Source organism: Pseudomonas putida (genome assembly GCF_005080685.1).
Taxonomy (GTDB): Bacteria; Pseudomonadota; Gammaproteobacteria; order Pseudomonadales; family Pseudomonadaceae; genus Aquipseudomonas; species Aquipseudomonas putida_V.
In genome coordinates, this window is sequence record NZ_CP039371.1 from 1,144,601 (window position 1) to 1,166,250 (window position 21,650).

Sequence of the window (21,650 nt, forward strand, 5' to 3'; positions counted from 1 at the left end):
GCGCGGCTGGCGTCTGTAGCATCTGAAATCTGGCAAGGCAGGGTCATACATGCGAATTCTGGTTACCGGGGCAAGCGGTTTCATCGGCGGGCGCTTTGCGCGCTTTGCCCTGGAGCAGGGCCTGGAGGTGCGGGTCAACGGCCGCCGCGCCGAGGGCGTCGAGCACTTGGTCAAGCGGGGTGCGCAGTTCATTCCCGGCGACCTGGGCGATGCCGAATTGGCTCGGCGACTGTGCCAGGGGGTCGACGCCGTGGTGCATTGCGCGGGTGCGGTGGGTAACTGGGGGCGCTACCAGGATTTTCATCAGGCCAACGTGGTGGTCACTGAAAACGTGGTCGAAGGCTGCCTGAAGGAGCACGTGCGGCGCCTGGTGCACCTGTCTTCGCCGTCGATCTATTTCGATGGCCGGTCGCACCTGGGCCTGCGCGAGGACCAGGTGCCGCGGCGCTTCCATGACCATTACGGGCGCACCAAGTACCTCGCCGAACAGAAGGTGTTTGGCGCCCAGGAATTCGGTCTGGAGGTGCTGGCGCTGCGTCCACGTTTCGTCACCGGGGCCGGCGACGCGAGCATTTTCCCGCAGCTCATGCAGATGCAGCGCAAACAGCGCGTGGCGATCATCGGCAATGGCCTGAACAAGGCCGACTTCACCAGTGTGCAAAACCTCAACGAGGCACTGCTCGCCGCGTTGTTCGCCGAGGACCGGGCCCTGGGCCAGGCCTATAACATCAGCAACGGCGCGCCGGTCCCGCTGTGGGATGTGGTCAACTACGTGATGCGCCAGATGCAGCTGCCGCAGGTCACCCGCTATCGCTCCTTCGGCCTGGCCTACAGCGTGGCGGCGCTGAACGAGGTCGCCTGTCTGATGTGGCCGGGCCGACCGCAGCCGACGCTGTCACGCCTGGGCATGCAGGTGATGAGCCGCGACTTCACCCTCGATATCAGCCGGGCCCGGCATTACCTGGGCTACGAGCCGAAGGTCAGCCTATGGACGGCACTGGATGAATTCTGCGCCTGGTGGAAACATCAGCCACTGGGCCAGTGAACCTGATCGGCCGATGATGGTCATCAGTGCGCCGCGCAAGCGGTTTATACTCATGTCCCTTTGCTACTACCGCGGTTGAATGCACCCATGCGTAACGATGCCCGTGATGATTTCGATGACGTACCCACCCTGCGTGCCGGTACCCCGGATGACGATGAACTGCTGCCGGCACACGTGGCGCGCAGCCGCCAGAAGGCCGCACGGCCTGCAGCCACCGGGGCGCTCTGGGCGTTGCTGGGCGCTTCGTTCATTGCCCTGGCAGGCTTGGGCTGGTGGAGCTTCCAGCAGATCTCGCTGATGGAGCAGCAGCTGGTGGCGACCCAGGAAAGCTTCGCTCGGATCAGCGAGGAAGCGGCGGGGCGCTTGCAGGCGATCAGTGGCAAGGTCGATGCCAGCGAGTCGACGGTCAACACCGGCAGCGAAGCGTTGAAGCTGCAGATCCGCCAGTTGCAGGCGAGCCTTGCCGAGCAGGGCAAGCAACAGCAGGGCGTGGCCGGGCAGGCTGGCGACCTGGGCAAGCGCCTGGAACAGGTCCTGGCCGACACCCGTGAGCAGCAAAAAGCGGTGACCGAATTGCAGACCCAGTTGCAGGCCCAGCTCAAGGCCGTGAACGGCGAGCTCGCGGCGTTGAAGTCGGGTCAGGTCGATGGTGGCAAGCTCGATGGCCAGCTCAAGAGCCTGAGCAACGACGTGGCAGCGCTGAAGAAGCAGGGCAACCCGAGTGCGGCGATCGAGAGCCTGGAGCAGGATGTACTGGTGCTCAAGAGCCAGGTAGAAAACCGACCTACGGCGGCCGCAAGCGGCGCCTCGGTGCAGGAGTTCGATGCGTTCCGTGGGCAGACCACGCGTAACCTGAACACCCTGCAAAGCCAGATCCAGAACCTGCAGCAGCAGATCAACGCCCGGCCTTGAGGTCGGTTGCGGGGCCATCGCCGGCAAGCCGGCGCCTACCGGCGATGGGCGGGGTCACATCCGTGGGTAGTCGATGTAGCCCACCGGTCCCTTGCCGTAGAAGGTTTCCGGATGTGCCTGGTTCAAGGGTGCATCCACTTCCAGCCGGGCCGGCAGGTCCGGGTTGGCGATGAACGGCACGCCGAACGCCACCGCGTCTGCCTTGCCGTTGGCCAGGGCGGCCGTGGCACTGGCTTTGTCGAAACGCTCGTTGACGATGTAGGGGCCGCCGAACGCTTCCTTGATCAGTGGGCCGAGGCTGTCGTCGGCCTCTTTCTCTCGCGAGCAGATGAAGGCGATGCCTCGCTTGCCCAGCTCTTGCGCCACATAGGTGAAGGTCTCGGCGCGGTTGGCATCGCCCATGTCATGGGAGTCGGCACGCGGCGCCAGGTGCACACCGACGCGGCCGGCACCCCACACCTCGATGGCGGCATCGGTGACTTCCAGCAGCAGCCGTGCACGGTTTTCCAGCGAGCCGCCGTAGCGGTCGCTGCGCTGGTTGGTGCTGCTCTGCAGGAACTGGTCGAGCAGGTAGCCGTTGGCGCCGTGGATCTCCACGCCATCGAAGCCGGCGGCCTTGGCGTTTTCCGCTGCATTGCGATAGGCCTCGACGACGTCGGCGATTTCTTCGGTTTCCAGTGCGCGTGGGGTCGGGAAGTCGGTCAGTGGGCGTACCAGGCTGACATGGCCCTTGGGCTGGATGGCGCTCGGGGCCACCGGCAGCTCGCCGTTGAGGTAGCTCGGGTGGGAGATTCGCCCCACGTGCCACAGCTGCAGGAAGATACGCCCACCCGCGGCGTGCACGGCGCGGGTGACGTTGGTCCAGCCGCGTACCTGTTCGTCGTTCCAGATGCCCGGGGTGTCCGGATAGCCGACGCCCATCGGGCTGACCGAGGTCGCTTCGCTGAGAATCAACCCGGCGCTGGCACGTTGCACGTAGTACTCGGCCATCAGCGCGTTGGGTACCCGGCCCTCGTCGGCGCGGCAGCGGGTGAGCGGGGCCATGATGATGCGGTTGGGCAATTGCAGGTCGCCCACGGTCAGGGGGCTGAACAGCGTGGTCATACGGTTTACCTCGCAAACAAGAGTGGAAATCAGAGTGTCTGGCGCAGCTGTTCGAGGAAGGCCTGGATGGTTTCCTCGTTGCGTTTGAAAAAGTGCCACTGGCCGATCTTCTGGCTGCTGATCAGGCCGGCGCGCTGCAAGGTGGCCAGGTGGGCGGAGACGGTCGACTGCGACAAGCCGCAGCGTTGGTCGATCTGCCCGGCGCACACGCCTTGCTCGGTACTGTGGTACTGGTCGGGGAACTGCGCGGCGGGGTCCTTCAACCAGTTGAGGATTTCGCGCCGCACCGGGTGGGCCAGTGCCTTGATGATGTCGTCGAGATCGAGTGCCATATCGCTTGCCATGGTTCAGGCCTGTGGTATCACGGTGTATCGAATTTTTCCGAAATATAAATCGGTATTTCGCGATAAACAAATACGAAGGGGTTCTGAGCTGATCAGCAATGGCTATATCGGGGCGCGGCGATACAGGGAATGGCGGTGCTAGAATGCGCGCATGAACTACCTCGCGCACCTGCACCTCGGCGGCCCCGCGCCGCAACAACTGCTCGGCAGCCTGTACGGCGATTTCGTCAAGGGCTCGCTGGAGGGCCGCTTCGCTCCCGAGCTGGAAGCGGCGATCCGTTTGCATCGACACATCGACAGCTATACCGATCGGCACCCGCTGGTGCTGGCGGCATTGGCGCGCTTTCCGCAAGCGCGGCGGCGCTTTGCCGGGATCGTGCTGGATGTGTTTTTCGACCACTGCCTGGCGCGGCACTGGGCCGATTATGCCGAGCAGCCGCTGGAGCAGTTCACCGGGGACTTTTATCGGGTGTTGCTGGCCGAGCCCCAATTGCCAGGGCGGCTGGCGCGCATTGCGCCGTTCATGGCGGCGGATGACTGGCTTGGCGCCTATGGCGATTTCGCGACCCTCGAGCAGGTGTTCAACGGCATAGCGCGGCGGTTGTCCCGGCCGGAGGGGATACACGGGGTGATGGGGGAACTGGAGCGGTTGTATGAGCCGCTGTTGGCGGATTTTCGGGAGTTCTATCCGCAGCTGCAGGCGTTTGCGGCGGCGGGGCGTGCGGCTGACAGTTAAGCCTGTGTCGGCCCTTTCGCGGGGCAAGCCCGCTCCCACAGACACTCCATAGTTGTCAGGTACTGTGGGGTATCTGTGGGAGCGGGCTTGCCCCGCGAAAGGGCCGACACAGACAGTGGATAACTCAGGCCGCCCGCGCTTGCCGCCGCGGCGCCACCTCGACCTCCTCGACCCCGAACAACGCTCCATGGATCGCCTGCTGCGCCTGGAACGCCAAGGCCGCGCGCTCCTTGCCCACGCTGCCGATCGCCGGCAGCAACTGGATCCGTACCTGCCCCCGCGGCTCGGCGAACAAGCGCATCAGGTGCGAGACCAGGTCATCGTCGCCAATGAACGGTGCAATCGGGTCCATCTCGCCATTGCGCAGGTACTGGATCGCCACCGGCTGCAGCGCCATGCCACGGTCGATGGCGCCGGCCAGCAGGCGGCCGTGGAAGGTGCGCAACTGGCGCCCGTCGGTGGTGGTGCCTTCGGGGAAGATCAGCAGCGGCCGGGCCAGCCCCAGTTGCTCGCCGATCTGCTCGCGCAGACGCTGGCTGTCGCCACCGCCACGGCGGATGAACAAGGTGCCGGCCTTTTCGGCCAGCCAGCCCGCCAGCGGCCAATGGCGCACTTCGGCCTTGGACAGGAACGACAGGGGCAGGAGCATGCCGAGCAGCGGGATGTCGGTCCAGGACACATGGTTGCTGACCCACAGCATCGGCCGTTGTGGCAGTTCGCCGCTCACCTGCACCTCGAAGGGCAGGGCGGCGACCAGGCGTTTCATGAACAGGCAGGCCCAGCGCTGGCGATGCGCGAGCGAGGCTTTCAGCCCCAGGCGCTCACCGACCGCGATGACGCTGGCCATGCACAGGCCCAGCAGCAGGACCAGGATCAACCGGGTGAGGCGGGCGATCACCCGCAGCTTGGGCATCAGACCGCCGCCTTGAAGTGACGGGCGTAGCGCGGGCAGAGGTCGTCGCGCTTGAGCAGGATGAACACGTCGGCCACTTGGAAATCCTCGTCCCAGCAAGGCTCGCCGCAGATCTTCGCGCCCAGGCGCATGTACGCCTTGAGCAGCGGAGGCATCTCGGCGATGACATTGCCGGGCAGGGCCAGGTTGGGCAGCGGCTTTCTGGGCTCGGCGCGCAGGTGTTCGGTGCACAGGTAGCGTTCGCGCAGGCGCTGCATCACCGCATGGGCCTGCACGCCGCCGTCCTGCATGGGGATGCTGGCGCAGCCCATCAGGTAACTGTAGCGGCCTTCGTTGAGCACCTCGGCCAGTTCGCCCCAGAGTACGGCGATGGTGCCGCCGTTACGGTAGTCAGGCGCCACGCAGGTGCGACCCAGTTCGAGGATCGGGCCTTGCAATTGCAGCAACCCGTGCAGGCTGAATTCCTCTTCACTGTAGAAGCGGCCGAGGCTGCTGGCGGCCTGGTGGTCGAGCAGGCGGGTGGTGGCCACCAGCTCGCCGGTGTTGAGGTCGCGAACCCCGATATGGCGGCAGTGAACGTCGTATTCGTCCATGTCCAGGCCCTGTTCGGCACCTTTGAGCTTGGCCTTGAATTGCGCGCTGAACACCTTGTAGCGCAACGCCTGGGCTTCCTGCAGGGCCGTGGCGCCGACCAGGCGTTCGGCTTGCAGGCGGCGTGCGTTGCTGTTGTCGCCAGAGTGAGCGATCCGAGTCATTGCGAGTCTCCCTAAGCTAGCCAAGAGGGTTGCGGCCGGTCGGCTTTGTTGTGCAAAGTCAGCCTAGGTAGATGCAGTGTCACGCCTGTGAACCTTTGGTGATGCTTGCATGACACCCCGCGACACCATTCGGCCGCACCCCTTGAGAGGAGCCTTCCATGGCCTGGTTGCAACGTCTCAACGATCCGTTCCGTCATCCCTTCGCAGGCACGCTGGGCGAGACCTATGGCGCCTTGGGCGAGCGGCTGGGCGCGGTCGCGCCATTCGAGCTGGCGGTGCTGGGCGGGCGGTCCATGGCAACGCCGGGTCTGGCCTTCCTGGTCGGCTACCAGGCCGCCTTGCGCGTGCTCTGGCCCAGCGCCCCGGCTGGCCTTGGTGCGCTGTGCGCCACCGAGCGACGCAGCGTGCGTGCGGCCGACATGCAGGTGCGCCTGGATGGACTGCGCCTTAGCGGCGACAAGGATTTCGTCACCGCCGGGCTGGACGCCGAATGGCTGCTGGTGGCGGCGCGCAGCGAAGGCCAGGGCGATGCGCCGCGCCTGAGCCTGGCGGTGGTCTACCCAGGAGAGCCAGGTGTCAGCCTCGAGGCCTTGCCGACCTTGCCGCTGATGCCCGAGGTCGGGCATGGCCGCCTACGCCTGCAGCAGGCGGCGTGCGAGTTGCTCGCCGGGGACGGCTGGGACGACTACGTGAAACCGTTTCGCTCGCTCGAAGATTTGTACGTGCTGACGGCGTTGACCGCTTGGTTGTATGGCGTGGGCCAGGCATGCGCCTGGCCGCAGGAATTGCGCCTGCGTCTGCTGGGATTACTGGCGGGCTGTGCCGAGGGCAGCCGGCAGTGCGCCGACAGCGTGGGTTGTCACTTGCTGCTGGGCGGGCTGTTCTCGCAGTTCCAGGAGCTCCGCGGGGCGATCGACAAGGCGCTGCTGGCGGGGCCGGAGCAGTGGGCACAACTGTGGCAGCGGGACCAGGGGGTGCTGGCGTTGGCCACTGCAGCGCGAGAAAAACGCCTGGCCAAGGCCTGGGAGGCTGCAGGATTGTCATGAAGGCCTGAAAAGCTGTGTGATCCATTGGATCCGTGGGCTGCTTTGCAGCCCATCGCCGGCAAGCCGGCTCCTACCTTATCCTGTGTAGGAGCCGGCTTGCCGGCGATGGGGTGCGCAGCGGCCCTGAAAAGGCCCCCGCATGCTCAAGATCCTGTACACGATCATCGGCCTGTTGACCCTACCCGCCTGGGCCGAGGACTGGCCCGTCGACCACACCGCCATCGACTGGAAGGCCGTCGACGCCTACGCCTTCCCCCGGCGCAACCCCTCCGAGCGCAGCGGCATCCGCACTGATGCCCTGCTGATCATCCGCGACGGGCGCATCATCCACGAGCGCTACAGCGCACCTACCCGCGCCGACACCGCGCACCTGACCTGGTCGGTCAGCAAGAGCGTGCTGGCCACGCTGCTGGGTGTGGCCCAAGGCCAAGGCCGCTTCCAGCTGCAAGATCCGGCCGCACGCTTCTACTCCCCCATGCAGGCTCACCCCGAGGTCACCCTGGCCGATCTGCTGCATTGGGCCAGTGGACTGGATTGGCAGGAAGACTACGAATACGCGCCGCTGAAGTCGTCGGTGGTGGCGATGCTCTATACCCGTGGGCGCCACGACATGGCCGCCTACACGGCAGCGCGCCCTGCTGCCCAAGCGCCAGGCACGCGCTTTCTCTACTCCAGCGGCGACAGCAACGTGTTGGCCGCCGCCCTGCGCGGCATGGTCGGTGAGCAGGCGTATGCCGACTATCCCTGGCGAGCCTTGTTCGAGCCGCTGGGCATCACCTCTGCCACCTGGGAACGCGATGGCAGCGGCACCTATGTCGGCTCTTCCTATCTCTACCTGACGGCCCGCGACCTGGCGCGTATCGGCCTGCTGATGCAGCGTGACGGGCATTGGGGCGACCGCCAGCTGCTGCCGGCGAGCTGGGTCGCGTTCAACACCACCTCGTTCGCCCAGGCCAAGGCCATGCCGGGCGAAGCCAACCCCGGCGGCCACTGGTGGCTCAATCAGCCGTTGGCAGGCGGCCAGGCACCCTGGCCGGACGCCCCGAACACGACCTATGCCGCGCTCGGCCATTGGGGCCAAGCGCTGTACGTGCTGCCCGCGCAACAACTGGTCATCGTGCGCTACGCCGACGATCGAGACGCCAGCTACAGCCACAACGAGTTGCTAAGACGCGTGCTGGCCGCAGTAGCCGGGGAGCGGCCATGAAGCGGCTGCTGTGGCTGGTGCTGATCATCCTGATCGGCTGGGCCTGGTATGAGCGCCAGGCGCTGTCGGACTTTCCACGGATCCTCTCGGCATACTCGGCCAAGGAATATTGCTCGTGCCGCTTCGTGATGGGCTTCGACCAGGCCTATTGCCGCGGCTATGTGCAGCAATGGCTCCCCCTGGCCTCGCTCGTGGAAGACGGGCCGCAACGGTTGGTGACCGCCGAAGGGCTGGGCCGGCGAAATCAGGCTCGGTGGCAGGGTGGGCGCGAGGGCTGCCGCTTGCTGCCATGAGGGCGGTTGGGTAAGGTTGGCGCCTCGTTTCATGAGATTCGCCATGTTCAAGCTGCCCCGTATTCTCCCCGCATTGTTGCTGGCATTCTGCCTGCCCGCCCACGCCAACTGGCACCTCGATGGCGAGTCGTCTCGCCTGTCGTTCGTCACCGGCAAGAACGGCGACACCGCCGAGGTGCACCGCTTCCTGGTGCTGCACGGCAGCGTCGATCGCAAGGGCACGGCCAACCTGCGTATCGAGATGGACTCGGTGAGCAGTGGCATCCCCCTGCGTGACGAACGCATGCGCGACGATCTGTTCGAGGTCAAGCAGTTCGCCGAAGCCACGGTCAAGGCGCAGCTCGACCTCAGGCCGCTCAACGACCTTGCCGATGGTGCGCAGATCGAGCTGCGCCTGCCGCTGACGGTCACCCTGCATGGCCAATCGCACAGCTACAACGCACTGCTGCTGGCCACGCGCCTGGACCAGCGACGCTTCCAGGTGGTCACGCTGGAGCCGCTGGTGCTGCGCGCCGGGGACTACGACCTGATGCCGGGCCTGGAGAGCTTGCGCAAATTCGCCAAGCTCAAGTCCATCAACCCGACGGTACCGGTCAATGCGGTGCTGATCTTCAACGCCCGCTGACATGCCGGGGCCGGTCTTCCCCTGGCGCGAAGGAAACCAGTTCGAGCTACTGGTCGATGGCCCGGTATTCTTCCCGCGCATGCTTCAGGCCATCGAACAGGCCGAATACCAGGTCGACCTCGAGCTGTACCTGGTCGAGGCCGGCGAGTGCGCGCAGGCGGTGGTCGAGGTGCTGGAGCGCGCGGCTCGGCGCGGGGTGCGGGTGCGTTGCCTGTTCGACGACTATGGCTCGTTGGCCTTCGGCACGGCGCTGCGCGAACGCCTGACCGAGGCCGGCGTCTACCTGCGCTTCTACAACCGCTTGCGCTGGCGCCGGGGCTTTCGCAATCTCTACCGCGACCACCGCAAGCTGCTGCTGGTCGACGAACGCTGGGCGGTCGTCGGGGGCACCGGGGTTACCGATGAGTTCTGGACTCCGGGTCACGCGCAATCGGAGTGGCACGAGGTGATGGTGCGCATGCAGGGGCCGGTAGTGATCGACTGGCAACTTCTGTTCGACCGCCAGTGGCACGCCAACAACCGCCGTACCGCCTGGCGCCCGGCCGAGGGCTTCGGTCTGCCGCGCTTGCCCAAGGTGCCGGCGCAAGGGCAGGGCATGGGCCGGGTGGCCTATGCCGACGCCCGCCAGCACCAGGACATCCTGCACTCGCTGGTGCGCGCGCTGAACAGCGGCAAGCAGCGGGTATGGCTGGCCACGCCGTATTTCCTGCCCACCTGGAGCGTGCGCCGCTCGCTGCGACGGGCGGCCGGCAAGGGCGTCGACGTGCGCCTGCTGCTCACCGGCCCACGGACCGATCACCCCTCGGTGCGCTACGCGGGGCACCGTTACTACCCACGCTTGTTGCGCGCCGGGGTGAGGATCTTCGAGTACCAGCCGTGCTTTCTGCACCTGAAGATGGCGCTGGTGGACGACTGGGTGAGTGTCGGCTCCTGCAATTTCGACCACTGGAACCTGCGCTTCAATCTGGAAGCCAACGTCGAGGCGCTCGACCCGGCGCTGACCGCTGCCGTGCTGGCCAGTTTCGAGCGCGATTTCGCCCAGAGCGAGGAAGTCGACCTCGACCACTGGAACGCCAGGCCCCTTTGGCGCCGGGTGAAACAGCGGCTATGGGGCTGGCTCGACCGGTTGGTGGTCAATCTGCTCGACCGTCGCAACTGATAGCTACTATCTTGCATTGACTGTTCACAGGTACTGCCAGGAGCGGATGCGATGACGGCGAAGAAGATTCTCATGTTGGTGGGTGATTACGTCGAGGACTACGAGGCGATGGTGCCGTTCCAGGCACTGACCATGGTCGGCCACACCGTGCATGCGGTTTGCCCCGAGAAGGTCGCCGGGCAGACGGTGCGTACCGCGATCCATGACTTCGAGGGCGAGCAGACCTACAGCGAGAAGCCGGGGCACAACTTTGCCTTGAACTACGACTTCGTCCAGGTGCGTGCCGAGGGCTACGACGCCTTGCTCATTCCCGGTGGCCGAGCGCCGGAGTATTTGCGCCTGGACGAGCGGGTGCTGGCGCTGGTCAAGGCCTTCGACCAGGCCGGCAAGCCGATTGCAGCGGTATGCCACGGGGCGCAGTTGTTGGCCGCAGCCGGCGTGCTCGAAGGCCGCGAATGCAGCGCCTACCCGGCCTGTGCGCCGGAGGTGCGCCTGGCGGGCGGGAAGTTCGTCGACATCGCGGTGGACCAGGCGCATGTAGACGGCAATCTGGTCACGGCACCGGCCTGGCCGGCGCATCCGGCATGGCTGGCGGCGTTCCTCAAGGTGCTCGGGACGCGTATTGCCTGAAGGGCCGATGCTGCGGGCCCGGTAGCGGTCCTGGAACAATACCTGTCGTGCAGGGGAAAGGCGGCGCAGCGGTGCGGGTGATAGGGTTTGGCTACGAGCCCGGTTTAGCCGAGCGTGTCATCCACTACGACAAAACGACCGCCAAGCATGGAAATCCGCCTGTTGCACGGCGCCGCTATCGCGCCTTACATCGATGACCTCGCTCGCCTGCGCCTGACGGTGTTGCGTGAGTTTCCCTACCTTTACGACGGAAACCTGGAGTCCGAAGCCGAATACTTCTCAACCTACGCTGGCTCTGGTCGCAGCCTGGTGGTGCTGGCCCTGGACCAGGGGCAGGTGGTCGGCGCCTCGACGGGACTGCCTTTGGTGGATGTGGCCGAGGCGTTTCAGCAACCGTTCCTGGGTCAGGGCCGTGACCCGGCCAGCGTCTACTATTTCGCTGATTCGGTGGTAACGCCGCAATACCGGGGGCAGGGCCTGGGTGTGCGCTTTTTCATCGAGCGCGAGTCTTACGCCCATAAGCTGGCCGAGTTCGACTACTGCGCCTTCTGCACCGTGGAACGCCCGGCCGGTCATCCACGCAGGCCGGAGAATTACAAGCCGCTGCATGGCTTCTGGCGCAACCGTGGTTTTCTGCATGAACCGTCGCTGCGTACCGCCTACAGCTGGCGAGACCTCGATGACCCCGAGCTGTCGGCCAAGATCATGTCGTTCTGGCTCAAGGCGCTGCCGGTGTGATCCGCCTGGCTGCCAGCGCGGGTTCACTGCGGCAAGTAGATGTTCCATATGGCGTCGACACGTCCTGCCGAGCCCGCGCGGAGCTTGAGGTGTGAAGGCAAGGTCGCCGTTTCGGAGAACACGCGACCATGCCCGCTGCCTTGAAGCATGCTTTGGATCGAGCCGGGAAAGTCCTCGAAGATGGTCTTGCCGAACGGGGCAATGGTGGGCCACCGTATGGCGTTGGCGACCTGCTGCGCGGCCCCGGTGTCGCATGCCCGGCAGGCAATCAGCAACAGATGGCTGTCAGGATTGCTCAGGCCGGCCTGGGTGAACAGATCCAGTTCCGGCTTGATTTCCAGGCGGGCTAGCTCGTCCGCTGGCAACCAGCCGTGGTGCTTGGAAAGCAAAGTGCCGTCGGGCGCACCATGGGTAATGAACGCAGGCGTCCCTTTGCCGTCGTAGTCGGGGAAGAAGAACACATCCTTGGTCTGGTCCTGTGCTGAACCCTTGAGGCTTGCGGGCAACGCTTTGGCTTTGCTGGCACTCTTGCTCGCCCCCCTGCCTACCAATCTTCCGGCCTTGGCTGTGACTGCCGAGGCGGCCTTGGGCGCGATTTCCAGCGCCGTCCCTGCCAGGCCGGTGCCCAGTGAGACCCAACCGAGAATACCGGCTGCCTTGGAGTCCTTGTCGACCGCTTCGAGCACCGTCGAGGCGATGCCGGTGCCCAGTGACACCGCGCCGAGCGTCGCGACCGTGATCGAAGCTGCACCGCTGGCGGTCAGCGCGCCCAGGCCGCCGGCTGCTACAGCTGCGAAAGCCGGGGCGGCGGCGCCGAAGCTTGCCACCGTGGCTACGGCACCGAGCACCAGACCGATACCGGCCACTAGCCAGTTCCACCAGGCGTGTCCGTCTGGGTCGATGCGGTTGACCGGGTCGCCACCACAATAGGCATAGGCATTCAGGCCACCCCGGCCGAACGGGCTTTCGCTGTCCGGGGCGAGGAAGATCATCAGCAGCGGGTCGTAGGGCCGGTAGCCGGCGGGGATGTACCAGCCGCTGAGCGGTTCGCGGCGTTCGCCGGTGTAACCGAAGGGATTGTCGGCCGGGCTCGCTTGGCCCGGCTCGGCGCCGTGGGCGGTGTAGCGGCGGCTGCGCAGGCTGTTGTCGGCCTCGACCCGTACGCTGCCCTGGGCATCGCAGCCGAGCAGGGTAGTGAGGCCCTGACGCACCCCGGCGCGCAGGCGGGTGACGGCGAACAACTGGCCGGCGTCGGCGGCCAGGTGCGTGAGCTCATCGTCACGTCGTTCATGGGTCAGCTGGCCGGCGCTGTGGAAACTGCGGCTCAGCACGCCATCGACGCGGCGGTCTGCCAGGTTGCCGCTGGGGTCGTAGGCGTACTCGCACACCTGCCCGCGGTACTCGACCCGGGTCACGCGGTCCTGGGCATCCCAGCTCAACCTGCGGCCGAGGCTGTCGGACTGCAGCCGGCCGCGGGCGTCATAGCGCAGCTCGATGCGTGCCGGCCAACTGCGGTGAGTGTGGCTGATGGCGCTGACCTGGCAGGGATCTTGGGCGTTGTCGTAGTGATATTCAGCCTCGTCGCGGCTGCCGTCGACGTAGCTGGTCACCACTTTGGCGTAGCCATCGAGCGGCGTCAGGGTGAAGCGTTGCTCGACGACGCGATTGCCGAACGGGTCTTCAGGCGCCACGGCCGGGTCGGCGCTGTAGTGGCTCAAACGCCCAAGCAAGTCGTAGTCGAACCGCTCGCTGCCTTTGCGCTCGTCGTCTTGCCAATGCCGGGCCACGACTTGGTCGAGGTCGTTGTAGGTCAGGGTCTGCGCCTGCTGACGGACCGTTCCGGCGAGCGTGGCAGTAAAGGTACGCGTGCGTTCGCGGCCAAGACTGTCATAACCGAGCTTTTGCAGAAGTTGGTTTCCGCTGACGGCATCGACAGTGGTGTAGCTGTGCGGCCGGGAGAACACGTCGTAGGCGATGGTGCTGGTCACCGAGCCGACTTCGATGCGTTGCAGTCGGCCATGCGCATCGTAGTGGCGGTTATGTGCGGTGTTGCTGGCATCCTCGAAGCCTAGCAGCAGCCCCGCGAGGCTGTGGCGCCAGCGGGTGACATGCTCGGCGCCGTCGATGCTCCAGGCTTCGCTCTCGGGCTTGCCGCTGGGCTTGTAGTGCAGTGTTTGTTGGCCTAGCGGGCCGCTGGCGCTAGCCAGCAGGGCCAAGGCCGGGTCGTAATCGAAGGTGCGCGTAGGTTCGTTGGCCGGTTCGATACGCGCGACCTGGTTGTCCAAGGCGGCGATGTAGCCGAACTTGACGCTGCTGGCGTCGGCCAGGGTGCGGGCGCTGGGTGGCAGTTGCCCGCGGGTGTAGTGATAGTCGACGGTGCGGCCGCCAACGTTGAGGCTGAGCGGCCGGCCCAGGCCATCAAAGCTTCGGCTGCCCAGTGAAGTCGGCTCGAATGGTGGAGGTGTGGTCATATTGGCACCTGCTGAATCAGAACAAAGGCGTACTGCTAACGTGGATAGAAAATTCTGGGCACGGCAAAGCCGATGTTGCTGTCAGGTGCCTGGAATGGGATCACGTGGGGTAATGTCGATTTTTGATACAAACCATTACTGGGACCGAAGCTATTGCTGAGCCGTATCGGTTGATTCAGATCGCTGGGTGGCGGTATCAGAAGCGCGCCTTCGAACGCTTTTACCGGGCGCTTCAGAGCATTCGCTACATTCTGTGCCGCGCAGGTATTGGCCCCGTGGCAGGAGAGGAGGACGAGGGGTTTGTTGGGGTCGGCGACGTAGTCCGGCAGTTGATTCAACCGCGGCGCGATATCACGCCGAGCGACTGCACCCGCGCTGCGGTGCTTGCCGAAGGTGTCATCCAGCCACCCGATATTCGAACCGTGGGTTTCAAACGCTGCTTCCGAGCTGTTGAGCAGGTTGCGGTGAAACGCGACATCGACTTTGTTGGTTTTGGGGTTGATCAAGAAAATATCGCTTTGCCCCACCGTCTGAATCGGCGCTTTGAGGCCTGGGCTGGTCTTGGCCCGGCCAATCGACCTGCCTAGTTTTGCCGCGGCGCTGGCCGCCTTGGGTGCTATTTCCAGCGCCGAACCTGCCAGGCCAGTGCCGAGTGACACCCAGCCAAGGATTTCGCCGGCCCTCGAATCCTTGCCAGCGGCCTCAATGACCGTCGAGGCGATACCGGTGCCCAGCGACACCGTACCGAGCGTGGCCGCCGCGATTGAGGCTGCACCGCTGGCGGTCAGCGCCGCCAAGCCTCCGGCGCTCAAAGCAGCGACCGCCGGCGCCGCCGCGCCGAAGCTTGCCACCGTGGCTACGGCACCGAGCACCAGACCGATACCGGCCACTAGCCAGTTCCACCAGGCGTGTCCGTCTGGGTCGATGCGGTTGACCGGGTCGCCGCCACAATAGGCATAGGCATTCAGGCCACCCCGGCCGAACGGGCTTTCGCTGTCCGGGGCGAGGAAGATCATCAGCAGCGGGTCGTAGGGCCGGTAGCCGGCGGGGATGTACCAGCCGCTGAGCGGTTCGCGGCGTTCGCCGGTGTAACCGAAGGGATTGTCGGCCGGGCTCGCTTGGCCCGGCTCGGCGCCGTGGGCGGTGTAGCGGCGGCTGCGCAGGCTGTTGTCGGCCTCGACCCGTACGCTGCCCTGGGCATCGCAGCCGAGCAGGGTAGTGAGGCCCTGACGCACCCCGGCGCGCAGGCGGGTGACGGCGAACAACTGGCCGGCGTCGGCGGCCAGGTGCGTGAGCTCATCGTCACGTCGTTCATGGGTCAGCTGGCCGGCGCTGTGGAAACTGCGGCTCAGCACGCCATCGACGCGGCGGTCTGCCAGGTTGCCGCTGGGGTCGTAGGCGTACTCGCACACCTGCCCGCGGTACTCGACCCGGGTCACGCGGTCCTGGGCATCCCAGCTCAACCTGCGGCCGAGGCTGTCGGACTGCAGCCGGCCGCGGGCGTCATAGCGCAGCTCGATGCGTGCCGGCCAACTGCGGTGAGTGTGGCTGATGGCGCTGACCTGGCAGGGATCTTGGGCGTTGTCGTAGTGATATTCAGCCTCGTCGCGGCTGCCGTCGACGTAGCTGGTCACCACTTTGGCGTAGCCATCGAGCGGCGTCAGGGTGAAGCGTTGCTCGACGACGCGATTGCCGAACGGGTCTTCAGGCGCCACGGCCGGGTCGGCGCTGTAGTGGCTCAAACGCCCAAGCAAGTCGTAGTCGAACCGCTCGCTGCCTTTGCGCTCGTCGTCTTGCCAATGCCGGGCCACGACTTGGTCGAGGTCGTTGTAGGTCAGGGTCTGCGTCTGCTGACGGACCGTTCCGGCGAGCGTGGCCCTAAAGGTACGCGTGCGTTCGCGGCCAAAACTGTCATAACCGAGCTTTTGCAGGAGTTGATTTCCGCTGACGGCATCGATAGTGGTGTAGTTGCGCGGCCGGGAGAACTCGTCGTAGGTGATGTTACAGGTAACGTCGCCCACCACCACCTGGATGAGGCGGCCAAAAGCATCGTGTTGACGCGTGTGGTTTATCTGGCTGGGATCTTCGAAGCCTAGCAACCGGCCGCTGAGGCTGTGGCGCCAGGTGGTAACGTGCTCGCTGCCGTCGACGGCCCAGCGATTGGTGCTGGGCTTACCGCTGGCAGTGTAGGTCATGCGCTGGGTGCCCAGCGCGCCGGTAGCCGAGCTGATCTGCGCAAGGAGAGGGTCGTAGGTGAAATTATTGGCGGGCTCGCCGTGGGGTTGGATTTGCTCCACCACGTTGTCCAACGCTGCCAGGTAGCCGAAAGTGATGCGGCTGCCATCGGCAAAGGTGTTGGCACGGGGCGGTAGCTGTTTGGTCGAGTAATGGGAGAGGGTGGTGCGACCACCAATGACGACGCTGAGCTGACGACCTAGGCCGTCGAAGTTCTGCGTGCCGATAAGGCTTGAAATAGACATGGGCATTTGACTCTAAATGGCTTATGGAAAATAGAGGGACGATGTGGCGAATCGCCTATCGCTTCGATCAACGAAGGGGCCTTTGGCACCCTTCAATCGCTCCCAGAAGCCGATGGACTCCGTTGGCAGATTCGAATGGCGAGCGTGGTTGGTAACCCTCAGGGACTGGGAAAACTGCGGATGTGTCGTATAGATGGGTTGCGCGTAGCCTCTGACGGGGCGCTGCAATGCCGTCGCCACTTTTTGCGCGGCCCCCGAAGACCCGCCTTCACAGGCCAGGAGAATCAGTTCCTTGCCTTGCGGATAGTTCACCTGTCGGAGCTGAGGTTCGATGTCATTGAGCGCAACCTTCAGGGCGCTCCGATATCGCCCTTGGCCATTCATCAGCTTGCTGCTGAACGGATGGCCATGGGTTTCAAAGGCAGCCGTGCCGGTGCCGAGGAAGTTTTCGTGGAAGACGACGTCATGGTTGCCGGGCTTGGCTTCGAAGAGCACGCTGGAATCACCAATCCTTTGCGCTGGCTGCCTTCCTGCGCTTGGCCCTGCCGACTTGCCCGAGCTACCACCCGCCTTGCGCGCCGTGCGGCCAACCAAGCGGCTGGCCTTGTGTGACGCGTGAGCCAGGCGAGGGCCTATTTCAACCGCACTACCGGCCAACCCCGTGCCCAGCGAAATCCACCCCAGGACGCTGGCTGCCTTGGAGTCTTTGTCCACCGCCTCCATGATGGTCGACGCGATACCGGTTCCCAGTGAAACCGCCCCAAGTGTCGCTGCGGTGATGGACGCCGCGCCGCTCGCTGTGAGTGCGCCAATCCCGCCGGCGGCCACTGCGGCGAAGGCCGGTGCGGCAGCGCCAAAACTGGCGACCGTAGCGACAGCGCCGAGCACGAGACCGATGCCGGCCACCAGCCATTTCCACCAGGAATGGCCGTCTGGGTCGACGCGGTTCACCGGATCGCCGCCGCAGTATGCGTAGGCATTGATACCGCCGCGGCCGAACGGGCTCTCGCTATCAGGCGCGAGGAACATCATCAGCAGCGGATCATAGGGGCGATAGCCTGCTGGGATGTACCAGCCGGTCAATGGCTCCCGGCGCTCCCCGGTATACCCGTAGGGGGTGCTCAGGGCGTGTGGCTGGTCCGGTTCGGCGCCATGGGCGGTGTACTGGCGCAAGCGCAGGGCCTCGTCGGCCTCGACAAGCACGCTGCCCTGGGCATCGCACCCAAGCAGGGTGGTATTGCCCTGGCGCACGCCTGCGCTCAAGCGTCCCAGGGCGAAAAGTTGGCCTGCATCGGTCACGATGCGGACGACATCGTCGCCGCAACGTTCATGGGTCAACTGACCGGCGCTGTGGAAACTGCGCGTGAGCACACCGTCGACGATCCGATCGCTGAGTTCGCCGCTGGGGCTATAGCCGTATTGGCAAGTGGCACCCTGGTAGTCAACCTTGCTCAGGCGACCCTGGGCATCCCAGCGCATGCGGCGCCCCAGGCTGTCGCCGACAAGCCGGCCACAGGCATCGTATTGCAAGGTTATCTCGCAGGGCCAGGAAGTATGGCTGTGCTCGATGCGCGTCGGTTGGCTCGGGTCTGCCGGGTTGTCGTAGTGGAATGTCGCGGTGTCGCTGCTGCCATCGGCGTAGGTCGAGATCACCTGCTCGTAGCCATCGAGCCTATTAAACGTGAAGACCTGTTCGATCACCCGATTGCCAAAGGGGTCCAGGGGCGCGATTTCGGGCGATGCCGTGTAGGTGTGCAGGCGGCCACACACGTCATAGCCGAAGGTTTCCACGCCGTTGCGTGCGCCGTCGTCCCACACGCGCCTGGCAACTTGGTCCAGGTCGGTGAAAACCAGGCTCTGCTTCACGGTGCGTTCGGTACCGCAGGCCAGGGTGACGTGGCAGGTCCGCATATGCTCACGGCCCAGGTGATCGTACACCAGCCGCTGCTCCAGGCGGTTGCCGTTGTGCGTGTCATGGGTCAGGTAGCAAGTCGGTCGGGAGAACTCGTCGTAGTGGATACGCGTGAGCACACTGCCTGTGGCGCACTGCTGCAGCCTGCCAAAGTCATCGTAGAGGCGTTGATGATCGGCGCCCTCGGCATCGATGAAGCCTAGCGATCGGCCGGTGAGGCTGTAGCGCCAGTACGTGGTGTGCGTGGTACCGTCGATGGCCCAGCTGTCGTGTATCGGCTTGCCGCTGGGACTGTAGGTGATCGTCTGCGTACCCAGCGGACCGCTGGTGCTGGCGATGAGTCCCAGGTTCGGGTCATAGGTGAACTGGTGGTCAGCCTCGCCCTCAGGCTGGATCCGCGTAATGGCATTGTCCAGCGCGGGCTCGTAGCTGAACGCGATGCGCTGGCCGTCGGCGAGCAGGTTGGCGGTGGCCTGCAATTGCCCAGGCCGGTACAGATGCTGCGTGGCCCGCCCTCCGCTTTCGACCCGCAACTGGCGCCCCAGGCCGTCGAAACGTTGACGGCCGAGGACGAGGTTGAGAGGACGGCCAGTCATCCTTTGGCCTCGGGATATTGCAGGCTGACGGAGGTGGGGTGAGGGCCATCGCTGTGGGCTGCATAGGTCGTGACGATGTGCGCGCCATCTTCACGGGTCAAACGTTCGATGCGGCCGTAAGCGTCGTAGCGACGCCGGGTGATACGGGGCGAGTTTGGCTGGTCGCTGGCCAGCAAGTGCTCTTCGATGATGCGGTCCAGGCCGTCGCGAACGAAGCGCGTGGTACGCACCAGACGTCCTTGCTGATCGAGCAGATCCTGGCGCACCGGGCTGCCAGCCAGGTTGACCGAGGTCACCTGCTTCGCGCTGGTCTGGCCTGAAGGCCCCTGCTGCCAATGCTCGGAGCGCATGGCGATCGGGTCCTGGCAGGTGATCGACAGCAGGCCCGTTGGAGCGGTATGGGTATAGATCTGGCCCGAGGCATCGTAGGAGGTTTTACCGGTCAGTTTGAGTGGCTGAGATTGCCCTGGGAACCAGTCGAACTCGGTCGTGACAGTCGTGCGTCCCAGCGCATCGAACTGGGTGCAGCCGACCAGGCGAAACTCACCCGGCGCTTCGTCGCGGTCTTCCAGTTGCACTGCGACCGCGCGGCCTGCGCCATCGAGCCAGGTCCGCCTGCGTTGGCCCGTGGTGTCGGTTTCTTCGAGGCAGGCACGGGGGAGATAACCGAGGATTTCCTGGGGCGCATTGGCGTGGACGAAGGTGTCGTCCAGGTGATAATCGCAACTACGGCTGGCTTGGTAGTCGCTGTCTGCTGCCAGTACGGTAGCGATGATGCGGCCCAGCAGGTCATAGTGATAACAGGTGCGGCTGCCTGCCGCGCTTTCCTCCCAAGCGGTCAGGCCGCTCAGGCGACAGCGTGCCTGTCGGCTGCTGGACCGATTGACTGCGTCTCCTTCGAAGCCCTGAACCACGGTGGTGGTGCTCAGTAGCCCCTGGTCCAGTACATGGTGGTATTCGGTGGTGGTGGTGATGCCATTGAGGGTCGTGCTGGCGCGAATCAGTTCACCGTAGTGCGGGCCGACAGTGCGCTGGTAGGCCTGTACCGTGTGCTCGAGCAGCTTGCCAGCGGAAAGGTCTTCAAGTGCCTCGCTGACGACCACGGTGTGGGCAGGCTCATCGGCGATCAGCGATGGCAGTTGTTCGTAGCGGTAACGTGTACGCAGTATCGGCGCCCCGCCGTGGCTGCCGTCGGCCAGCTTGGCGGGCGTGACGGTTTTGCTGGCCATGTGGCGCACCATGACGGTGCTATCTGGCGGACATTCATCCACTACGCCTGACGCGGGGTAGTACGAATATACTTCGCACACGCCGGTGGGCAAGGTCGTCGACAGCAGGTTGCCGTAGTCGTCGTAACGGTAGGTAGTGGTTTCGGTGCGAGACTCGTCGCTGCCCAGGTGCCGATAGGTAGTGCTGACGGCGTGAGGCAGTTGGCTCGCCGCCGACTGTTGTTCCCAGGTCTTGTCGGGGTCGATGCCATAGGTGTTCGCCGTTTCCACCTCGAAACGTCCCATGACCGTGGTTTCCCGGGTCAACAGGTGGAATCGATCCCACTGCCGGGTGATGGTGGTGAGTGTCTGGCCTTGATGGTCCTTCTGGGTTTCGATGACGCTGTAGCGATATTCCTTGTTGACTTGATACAGGTTGTCGCGGCCAGTGACCCAGTCGAACCTGCCGATGCTGCCATAGCCAAGGAAGTTGGTCTGGCCGATCCAGCGGTAGGTGCGGTGCAGCGCATTCGCTGGGTCGCCAGTGCTGTGCGTCCAACTGGTCACGCGTGGCAGGTACTCGAACGGACCGCCTCGTGGCACACGATGCGTCTGGCGGGTCGACCAATGGATTGTATCGGATGCCCCCAGCGGCCCTTTAACCGACCGCGGAAACAGCAGTTGCGTGCCGTTGCCTACGCTCAGTCGTCGGTAGGCGAAATGGAACGGCTTGTCGATCAGTGATACCTGTACGCTGCTCAGGCGTTGGTTGTTGGTTCTGAATCGCACTGTGCTGGGGCGATCGTCGGGGTCGAGCCGAACGCTCACATCGCCGCCGCTGCGCTCGAATCGGACCAGGGGGCGCTGTTCGTCCCTGACCTCGGCGAGGAAGTCCGACTGTCGGGTGGAGCGCCATTGCAGATGCAGGCGGCGGCCTTCGGGCGAACGCAATTCAGTCAGCACGTAGCGGTTGCTGCGGCCGGCTTGCGTGAGAATCTCTGTTTCGCCGTTCTTGTGGTAGATACGATACTGGCGGGCGTTCAGGCGGGTCACCTGCATGGCCTTGAGTTTGTAGTCGTGGAAGACCAAGGTACCGCCGTTGGACCAGTCGGACTTTTTGTTATCAACTGCGAAGTTCTCACCTGTGCGCAGTTGCAAGGACGAGGCGACCTGATCCACGACCAGGCGGGTCATCAGCAGCGACCAGCCCAACCCATAGCCCAGGTCGCTTTGCGAGGCCAGCGAGTTGAACGCCCAGTTCAGTTGCAGGGCAGGGCCGGCCAGGTTGTTGGCCAGTAGCGAGGGAAGACTGATGCTCAGGTTGAACTGTCCGGTTCGGTCGTTGACCGCAGATTGGACAACGCCAAGAAAGTTGTTCGACTGAGAATGGATTTCAGCGGAGTTGGAGGAGGGCATGGTTGAATTCACCGGATGTTTTTAGATTGCCCATTGCCTGGCAACCGCCCCGGACCCGAA

Annotated in this window: 18 protein-coding genes; 10 read left to right on the plus strand and 8 right to left on the minus strand. The window is 64.7% G+C overall.

All coding sequences use genetic code 11. The features are described from left to right. The first annotated feature begins 49 nt into the window (after positions 1-49). Together E6B08_RS05620 and E6B08_RS05625 are read left to right on the plus strand one after the other, a co-directional pair. Positions 50-1,045, plus strand: a complete 996-nt coding sequence (locus E6B08_RS05620; RefSeq protein ID WP_136913109.1) for an NAD-dependent epimerase/dehydratase family protein — start codon at positions 50-52, stop codon at positions 1,043-1,045. Positions 1,046-1,132: 87 nt separating this feature from the next. Continuing rightward, on the plus strand, positions 1,133-1,957 hold the full coding sequence (locus E6B08_RS05625) for an ATPase (protein WP_136913110.1): 825 nt from the start codon (positions 1,133-1,135) through the stop codon (positions 1,955-1,957). Between the two features lie 54 nt (positions 1,958-2,011). Here the strand turns inward: E6B08_RS05625 and E6B08_RS05630 are convergent, their stop codons facing one another. After that, positions 2,012-3,061: an alkene reductase gene (locus E6B08_RS05630; RefSeq protein ID WP_136913111.1), complete on the minus strand. Its 1,050-nt coding sequence runs from the start codon at positions 3,059-3,061 to the stop codon at positions 2,012-2,014. Positions 3,062-3,090: 29 nt separating this feature from the next. Continuing rightward, positions 3,091-3,393, minus strand: coding sequence for an ArsR/SmtB family transcription factor (locus E6B08_RS05635; RefSeq protein WP_136917335.1), 303 nt, complete (start codon positions 3,391-3,393; stop codon positions 3,091-3,093). Between the two features lie 163 nt (positions 3,394-3,556). On the opposite strand from E6B08_RS05635, the gene E6B08_RS05640 reads away from it, so the two are divergent. Then, entirely contained in the window at positions 3,557-4,141 is a 585-nt protein-coding gene (locus E6B08_RS05640; RefSeq protein WP_136913112.1) for an ACP phosphodiesterase, read from the plus strand. A gap of 124 nt (positions 4,142-4,265) precedes the next feature. On the opposite strand, the gene E6B08_RS05645 is transcribed toward E6B08_RS05640, so the two are convergent. Together E6B08_RS05645 and olsB are read right to left on the minus strand one after the other, a co-directional pair. Continuing rightward, positions 4,266-5,054 (minus strand): lysophospholipid acyltransferase family protein, encoded by a 789-nt coding sequence (locus tag E6B08_RS05645; protein ID WP_136913113.1) that lies wholly within the window; start codon positions 5,052-5,054, stop codon positions 4,266-4,268. Continuing rightward, positions 5,054-5,809 (minus strand): L-ornithine N(alpha)-acyltransferase, encoded by a 756-nt coding sequence (gene olsB, locus E6B08_RS05650; protein ID WP_136913114.1) that lies wholly within the window; start codon positions 5,807-5,809, stop codon positions 5,054-5,056. The genes E6B08_RS05645 and olsB overlap by 1 nt, the downstream gene beginning before the upstream one ends. Positions 5,810-5,967: 158 nt before the next feature. Here olsB and E6B08_RS05655 point away from each other — a divergent pair, with 158 nt between their 5' ends. From E6B08_RS05655 to E6B08_RS05685, 7 genes are all read left to right on the plus strand, one after another. Next, complete coding sequence (locus E6B08_RS05655) at positions 5,968-6,855, plus strand: acyl-CoA dehydrogenase (RefSeq protein ID WP_136913115.1); 888 nt, start codon at positions 5,968-5,970, stop codon at positions 6,853-6,855. A 139-nt stretch (positions 6,856-6,994) separates the two neighbouring features. Then, on the plus strand, positions 6,995-8,062 hold the full coding sequence (locus E6B08_RS05660; protein ID WP_136913116.1) for a serine hydrolase domain-containing protein: 1,068 nt from the start codon (positions 6,995-6,997) through the stop codon (positions 8,060-8,062). Next, a complete protein-coding gene (locus E6B08_RS05665) occupies positions 8,059-8,355 on the plus strand; it encodes an amidase (protein ID WP_136913117.1) in 297 nt (98 codons plus the stop codon). The genes E6B08_RS05660 and E6B08_RS05665 overlap by 4 nt, the downstream gene beginning before the upstream one ends. A 43-nt stretch (positions 8,356-8,398) precedes the next feature. Further along, the gene (locus E6B08_RS05670) at positions 8,399-8,980 is read left to right on the plus strand and encodes a YceI family protein (protein ID WP_136913118.1); all 582 of its coding nucleotides are present in this window, start codon (positions 8,399-8,401) and stop codon (positions 8,978-8,980) included. Between the two features lies 1 nt (position 8,981). Further along, on the plus strand, positions 8,982-10,139 hold the full coding sequence (locus E6B08_RS05675; protein ID WP_136913119.1) for a phospholipase D-like domain-containing protein: 1,158 nt from the start codon (positions 8,982-8,984) through the stop codon (positions 10,137-10,139). 51 nt (positions 10,140-10,190) lie between these two features. After that, positions 10,191-10,769, plus strand: a complete 579-nt coding sequence (locus E6B08_RS05680; RefSeq protein ID WP_136913120.1) for a DJ-1/PfpI family protein — start codon at positions 10,191-10,193, stop codon at positions 10,767-10,769. 147 nt (positions 10,770-10,916) lie between these two features. Then, a complete protein-coding gene (locus tag E6B08_RS05685; RefSeq protein ID WP_136913121.1) occupies positions 10,917-11,507 on the plus strand; it encodes a GNAT family N-acetyltransferase in 591 nt (196 codons plus the stop codon). A gap of 23 nt (positions 11,508-11,530) precedes the next feature. Here the strand turns inward: E6B08_RS05685 and E6B08_RS05690 are convergent, their stop codons facing one another. The 4 genes from E6B08_RS05690 to E6B08_RS05705 are packed head-to-tail and all read right to left on the minus strand — an operon-like array spanning position 11,531 to position 21,590. Then, the gene (locus tag E6B08_RS05690; protein WP_136913122.1) at positions 11,531-13,978 is read right to left on the minus strand and encodes an RHS repeat domain-containing protein; all 2,448 of its coding nucleotides are present in this window, start codon (positions 13,976-13,978) and stop codon (positions 11,531-11,533) included. Positions 13,979-14,013: 35 nt separating this feature from the next. After that, entirely contained in the window at positions 14,014-16,458 is a 2,445-nt protein-coding gene (locus E6B08_RS05695; protein WP_192938621.1) for an RHS repeat domain-containing protein, read from the minus strand. A gap of 21 nt (positions 16,459-16,479) precedes the next feature. Continuing rightward, the gene (locus E6B08_RS05700) at positions 16,480-18,966 is read right to left on the minus strand and encodes an RHS repeat-associated core domain-containing protein (RefSeq protein WP_136913124.1); all 2,487 of its coding nucleotides are present in this window, start codon (positions 18,964-18,966) and stop codon (positions 16,480-16,482) included. Then, positions 18,963-21,590 (minus strand): hypothetical protein, encoded by a 2,628-nt coding sequence (locus tag E6B08_RS05705; protein WP_136913125.1) that lies wholly within the window; start codon positions 21,588-21,590, stop codon positions 18,963-18,965. The genes E6B08_RS05700 and E6B08_RS05705 overlap by 4 nt, the downstream gene beginning before the upstream one ends. Positions 21,591-21,650 lie beyond the last annotated feature (60 nt).

What these genes read in the sequence shown, in the direction of transcription:
- E6B08_RS05675 (WP_136913119.1), top strand. Translation starts at nt 8,982, where the DNA reads ATGCCGGGGCCGGTCTTCCCCTGGCGCGAAGGAAACCAGTTCGAGCTA.
- E6B08_RS05635 (WP_136917335.1), bottom strand. Translation starts at nt 3,393, where the DNA reads ATGGCACTCGATCTCGACGACATCATCAAGGCACTGGCCCACCCGGTG.
- E6B08_RS05665 (WP_136913117.1), top strand. Translation starts at nt 8,059, where the DNA reads ATGAAGCGGCTGCTGTGGCTGGTGCTGATCATCCTGATCGGCTGGGCC.
- E6B08_RS05620 (WP_136913109.1), top strand. Translation starts at nt 50, where the DNA reads ATGCGAATTCTGGTTACCGGGGCAAGCGGTTTCATCGGCGGGCGCTTT.
- E6B08_RS05625 (WP_136913110.1), top strand. Translation starts at nt 1,133, where the DNA reads ATGCGTAACGATGCCCGTGATGATTTCGATGACGTACCCACCCTGCGT.
- E6B08_RS05700 (WP_136913124.1), bottom strand. Translation starts at nt 18,966, where the DNA reads ATGACTGGCCGTCCTCTCAACCTCGTCCTCGGCCGTCAACGTTTCGAC.
- E6B08_RS05680 (WP_136913120.1), top strand. Translation starts at nt 10,191, where the DNA reads ATGACGGCGAAGAAGATTCTCATGTTGGTGGGTGATTACGTCGAGGAC.
- E6B08_RS05655 (WP_136913115.1), top strand. Translation starts at nt 5,968, where the DNA reads ATGGCCTGGTTGCAACGTCTCAACGATCCGTTCCGTCATCCCTTCGCA.
- E6B08_RS05685 (WP_136913121.1), top strand. Translation starts at nt 10,917, where the DNA reads ATGGAAATCCGCCTGTTGCACGGCGCCGCTATCGCGCCTTACATCGAT.
- E6B08_RS05630 (WP_136913111.1), bottom strand. Translation starts at nt 3,061, where the DNA reads ATGACCACGCTGTTCAGCCCCCTGACCGTGGGCGACCTGCAATTGCCC.
- E6B08_RS05670 (WP_136913118.1), top strand. Translation starts at nt 8,399, where the DNA reads ATGTTCAAGCTGCCCCGTATTCTCCCCGCATTGTTGCTGGCATTCTGC.
- E6B08_RS05660 (WP_136913116.1), top strand. Translation starts at nt 6,995, where the DNA reads ATGCTCAAGATCCTGTACACGATCATCGGCCTGTTGACCCTACCCGCC.
- E6B08_RS05640 (WP_136913112.1), top strand. Translation starts at nt 3,557, where the DNA reads ATGAACTACCTCGCGCACCTGCACCTCGGCGGCCCCGCGCCGCAACAA.
- E6B08_RS05695 (WP_192938621.1), bottom strand. Translation starts at nt 16,458, where the DNA reads ATGTCTATTTCAAGCCTTATCGGCACGCAGAACTTCGACGGCCTAGGT.
- olsB (WP_136913114.1), bottom strand. Translation starts at nt 5,809, where the DNA reads ATGACTCGGATCGCTCACTCTGGCGACAACAGCAACGCACGCCGCCTG.
- E6B08_RS05645 (WP_136913113.1), bottom strand. Translation starts at nt 5,054, where the DNA reads ATGCCCAAGCTGCGGGTGATCGCCCGCCTCACCCGGTTGATCCTGGTC.
- E6B08_RS05690 (WP_136913122.1), bottom strand. Translation starts at nt 13,978, where the DNA reads ATGACCACACCTCCACCATTCGAGCCGACTTCACTGGGCAGCCGAAGC.
- E6B08_RS05705 (WP_136913125.1), bottom strand. Translation starts at nt 21,590, where the DNA reads ATGCCCTCCTCCAACTCCGCTGAAATCCATTCTCAGTCGAACAACTTT.